Genomic DNA, 4,256 nt, shown 5'->3' on the forward strand with positions numbered 1-4,256 from the left:
TGGTGCGCCAGGCATGGCGACTATCTAGGTGGTGAAAGTCCACTGTGGGGGTACACATCAACCAACCACTAGAGAAGCGCAAGGTGTTTATCGTGAGGTAAAGGCTGAAGGAAGCGTGTATCAAAATCTTGGCTCGACGAACAGAAATCTGATACCAAGGCTCTGTAGGCGGACAAGGCTCCCAAACAAGCCAAAGTCCAAAAGATGTGCGTAACCCTATAGAGTAAATCAGACGAGTAAAAGAGGAAAGATAGTTGTCCTTACCCTGGGAGGTCTCACGGACAGCTGAGGAGTCCTCTAAAAAGAAAGCTGGTCGAAAAAGGTTTATCGTGAGAAGTCAGCCGACGCCATAGTAGTGATGAAAAAAAATCATGAAGGGCTGAACAATTTATAGTGTTTCTACGCCATGAATGCACGAAGGATAGACTTCTGGATGTATTAATGATAAAAGTATGAGCGTATCTCAGAGGATAATCAAAAGAGAAGTGTTCTTCGTCACGTGAAAGGAAAGGAGGCAAAGAGGTATTCCCTTTGCTTTAGACCGTTATCTAAAAGTACACACGGAGATGTAAATTGAATCGCCGTATACGGAACCGTATGTACTAGTGGTGTGAGAGGGGCGAGAAGCTCTTAGCTTCTCCCTCTACTCGATTATCCCGCATATAACTGGCAATAAGACCGCCACTTTAAGCGATAAAGGGTAACCAATATTGGTAGTGGGGATCAACTACCAGTAAATGTCCGATTCGTTCAAAGTACTTAAGGTCATTCCCTTGTGGTACTATCAATCATTGGGGATAAACTAAACTACAATAATTGAAGTTTCACTTTAAACGACAATACATATATGTAAACTATATGCTAACCGAAGAGTAATAGTTTTGCATTCAGTTTAGTGGTTCCGTTATCTGTCGTATTGTAGGACAAACTGAAAGTATGCTAGGCAGATATACATCCTATAATTTCCGAACTGTTTATTGTAATATCTCATGATGATGACTTTGTTTATTTCATGCTATATTTAAAGTATCATTAACAGATCACTTTATGGTACTATTTAGTTAATCCGTAAAAAATGAAACTAATTAAGGTATGATTCGTATATATAACTATACATAATAAGGAGGTGATCGTGGTTGCCTACTAGGAAAGTATTTACATATTTAGTTTTCTTTATCGCTTTTTTCTTTCCACTTTTCCATCAAGTACCTGTAGGTGCTGCTGACAAAGGTGAAGGTAAATTGGTGTATGTCATACCTATTGAAAAAGAAGTGGAACGAGGACTTGAAGCATTTCTCACTCGTGCAACAGAAGAGGCAAGGGAAGAGGGAGCAGATCATATTATATTTGAAATTGATACTCCAGGTGGTAGAGTCGATTCCGCAGGTCAAATTGCAAAGCTTCTTCAAAATTTAGATATTCCAACAACATCTTATGTTGTGAATCAAGCTTATTCTGCAGGTTCTTATATCGCTTTAAATACGGATTCTATTTATATGAAGCCCCAGGCTACAATGGGAGCAAGTGGTGTAATCACCTCCGATGGTAATGCAGCTGATCAAAAAGCACAATCAGCTTGGATTGCTGCTATGAAAAGTGCTGCAGAATCAAAAGGAAGAGACCCATTATACGCAGCAGCTATGGCGGATAAAAGCATTGATTTGCCAGAATTAGATGCAGGAGAGGGTGAATTTTTAACTTTAGGACCTTCTTCCGCCTTAGAAGTAGGTTATTCTGAAGGAACGATTGAAGATCGTGTAGAATTACTTCATGAATTAGGTCTATCTGAGGCGAAGATTATTGAGAAGGAGACTACTTTATCTGAAGAGATAGCTAGGTTTTTAACAAATCCAGTTGTTATACCAATCCTCTTATCTGTTGCTAGCCTTGGTTTAGTAGTCGAATTATATTCCCCTGGATTTGGTGTTCCTGGTATAATGGGACTCGTTTCGCTCGTATTATTTTTCTATGGTCATATTGTAGCAGGCTTAGCAGGTATGGAGGCAATCATATTACTTGTACTAGGTATTGTATTAATTATTGCAGAAATATTTGTACCTGGTGGCATTATGGGTTTGCTTGGCATTGGCGCAATCATAGGTTCATTATTTCTGTCCGGCTATGACCTTGGTCACATGTCAATGAGTATAGGAATTGCATTTTTAGTCACCCTAGTCGTTTCCGTTATCTTATTTCGAAGAATGGGAATGGATAAAGGTATTTTCCGGCATATTATCCTAAAAGACCAAACAACTACTGAGCAAGGATATGTGTCCTCTGTAAATCGATTAGAGCTAATTGGGTTGGAAGGTGTAACCGTGACGCCATTACGTCCAGCTGGAACAGCTGTTTTTGAAAATGAGCGTCTAGATGTAGTTTCAGAAGGCGGATTTATTGGTGAGAACCAAAAAGTAAAGGTTGTTAAGGTTGAAGGTGTACGTATCGTGGTGAGAAAAGTTAATTAATGGATGTTTGACTGCATTCAATTGATAAACTATATTGAATGGAGTTCTATGCATATAATAAATGATTTATAGGAGGAAAAATAATGGATTTACAAGAACTAATGCCGTTAATTATTATTGCGGTTATCTTAATTGCTGTAGCAATTTTATTTACATTCATTCCAGTAATGCTATGGATTAGTGCGCTGGCAGCGGGCGTGAAAGTGGGTATTTTCCAATTAGTCGGGATGCGACTTAGAAGGGTTGTGCCAAATCGGGTTATCAATCCGTTAATTAAAGCACATAAAGCTGGATTAAATGTTAAAACAAATCAGCTGGAGAGTCATTATTTAGCTGGTGGTAACGTAGACCGTGTTGTGAATGCTTTAATCGCTGCACATCGTGCAAATATCGAATTACCATTTGAACGAGGGGCTGCTATTGATTTAGCAGGTCGTGATGTATTAGAAGCAGTTCAAATGAGTGTTAATCCAAAAGTTATTGAAACACCATTTATTGCAGGTATTGCCATGGATGGTATTGAAGTAAAAGCAAAAGCAAGAATCACCGTGCGGGCTAATATCGATCGACTAGTCGGTGGTGCTGGTGAGGAAACGGTTATTGCTCGTGTTGGTGAAGGTGTGGTTAGTACAATTGGTAGCTCAGAAGCACACACACAAGTACTGGAAAATCCAGATTCTATTTCGCACAATGTATTAAATCGTGGTTTAGATGCTGGTACCGCTTTTGAAATTTTATCGATCGATATTGCAGATGTTGATATCGGTAAAAATATTGGAGCGATTCTACAAACAGATCAAGCGGAAGCGGATAAAAATATCGCACAGGCAAAAGCCGAAGAACGTCGTGCAATGGCGGTTGCTCAAGAACAAGAAATGCTTGCACGGGTTCAAGAAATGCGTGCAAAAGTTGTGGAAGCAGAAGCAGATGTACCACTTGCTCTTGCTGAGGCTTTACGTTCAGGAAACTTAGGTGTGATGGACTACATGAACTATAAAAACATTGATGCAGATACAGATATGCGAGATTCTATAGGTAATTTATCTAAAGATAATCATGACGAAAATGATCCTAAATAATCCTAAAAGTAAGGGAGGGGTTTGATGGATGCCCTATCCAACCTAATTGATGCTATTTTTAGTAATTTCTTTATTGTTTTTGCTATAATAGCAGGGATCATAGGAGTTTTAAAAGATGGTTCTAAAAAGGATGACCAGAAGGGAAATAGACAGCCTAATCGAACAAAGCCGACTCCAACTCCTTCTGGTGGGACTCCTAACCGAAATCGAACACAGTCGATACCTAATTCAACTAATGCTTCTACTACCGTGTCGACCATTTCTGTTGATGATCAGCACAAAGAGCAGATGGAACGACTAGCTAATCAAATGGGAGCCGACAAATCAAGTGAAAGTCTAGATATCACAAAGTATTCTAAGGCTCTTGATAGAGGTCAGATTCAACAAATAGATGATGAGCTTACGGAAGTTCAGAAGCAGTTGAAGAAGCAAGTTTCTAATAATCTAACGAGAAAAGGATTAGTAAATGGAATTATTATGGCAGAAGTTTTAGGGAAACCGAGAGCGATAAAGCCATATCGAAATGTTATTGCTGAAAGAAGAAGACGATAATTATCCAAAGCCATTCATAAGCAACGTTGCTTGTGAATGGCTTTTTTGTAAGTTAAGAAAGTATAAAAACAGTGCAATGACTGTGTTAAGCCGAGTAGTTATTTTGAAATGTTTGATGTATATTGGCAACGCTCCGACTAATTACTTCGCTTTCCGCGGA

The 4,256-nt window shown here is 39.0% G+C and carries 3 protein-coding genes; all 3 read left to right on the top strand.

Going from position 1 to position 4,256, the window contains the following annotated elements:
- Positions 1-1,175 precede the first annotated feature (1,175 nt).
- Positions 1,176-2,465: an NfeD family protein gene (locus JUJ52_RS22585; RefSeq protein WP_051388322.1), complete on the top strand. Its 1,290-nt coding sequence runs from the start codon at positions 1,176-1,178 to the stop codon at positions 2,463-2,465.
- A gap of 83 nt (positions 2,466-2,548) precedes the next feature.
- A complete protein-coding gene (gene floA / locus JUJ52_RS22590) occupies positions 2,549-3,544 on the top strand; it encodes a flotillin-like protein FloA (protein WP_026681186.1) in 996 nt (331 codons plus the stop codon).
- Positions 3,545-3,568: 24 nt separating this feature from the next.
- Positions 3,569-4,096, top strand: coding sequence for a hypothetical protein (locus JUJ52_RS22595; protein WP_026681185.1), 528 nt, complete (start codon positions 3,569-3,571; stop codon positions 4,094-4,096).
- Positions 4,097-4,256 lie beyond the last annotated feature (160 nt).

This window comes from Virgibacillus sp. AGTR, assembly GCF_016919725.2.
GTDB lineage: Bacteria > Bacillota > Bacilli > Bacillales > Amphibacillaceae > Virgibacillus > Virgibacillus salarius.